Annotated in this window: 1 protein-coding gene; it reads right to left on the bottom strand. The window is 57.1% G+C overall.

Going from position 1 to position 921, the window contains the following annotated elements:
• The coding region (locus tag RJ53_RS11495; RefSeq protein ID WP_211531780.1) for a formylmethanofuran dehydrogenase subunit A at positions 1-921 on the bottom strand (921 nt) is incomplete at both ends.

Here is a 921-nt window from a genome sequence, read left to right as displayed (position 1 = left end):
CTCACCCTGCTTGAAGAGGTATGCCGCCGACCCGAATGCCTTCTCGATCAGTTCGGGATCATCAGCCGTCTCGGGGTTGTAGTCATAGACAGCCACATCGCCGCAGAGACCAGGTTTCAGGGAACCATACATGTGGGAGAGACCGAGTGCCTTTGCCGTTCCTGCACGGGTCATCATCGCGATCTCGTAGAGCGAGAGTTCGCGGTCGAGTGAACCAAGGCTCGTCCGGTCACGGACCTTGCCTTCGTTCTTCATGATGGCAAACATCTCGTCACGGGCCTTTGCGCTCATCAGCCACTTCATCACGCGGGGATACCGGGTGAAGGGACCGGCATTCGGATGATCGGTCGTCATGTGGAATCGCATATGATCCTCGGCAAGGAGTGCGATCTCAAGACCGATCGCCCACTGGATACCGCAGACGAAGACATCAGGGCTGTACACATATGGCACAACACCGGAGCCGGTCTCAAGCTCAACATCAACATTCGCCCATTTCAGGTGGTTCAGCTCGCAGAGATGGTGCTCAAACGGCCCGTCAGCCGTCATCGTCGTCGTCTCGTCGAGGGTCACAAACCCGAGATCACAGGTGATGTTCTTGTTTGCATTGACGTAGTCAGCGATCTTGTCGGCACGGGACTCAAAGTCACCCCAGGTCGTTCCACCATACGAGTGGAACTGGATATGGGTGTGGTGGAGCACCTGGTCACGGCCAAAGTCGCCCTTCGGCGATATCCCCTCAGCAAGCTTCAGGGTGTCAAGGGTCGTCTCGTAGTTGCCGGGGTTGCCGAGGTTGTTGCTGTGCACATGCATACTGTGCGGCAGCTTCAGCGCCTCGTTCGCCTCGATCAGCCCTTTGACGATCTCCGCAGGGGTGATATCGAAGTACGGCACCGGGTCATGAACGCTTGTACAGTTCAG

It is taken from the genome of Methanocalculus chunghsingensis (assembly GCF_018132105.1).
In the GTDB taxonomy this organism is placed as follows: Archaea; Halobacteriota; Methanomicrobia; order Methanomicrobiales; family Methanocorpusculaceae; genus Methanocalculus; species Methanocalculus chunghsingensis.
This window is presented reverse-complemented; position numbering and strand designations above follow the sequence as displayed.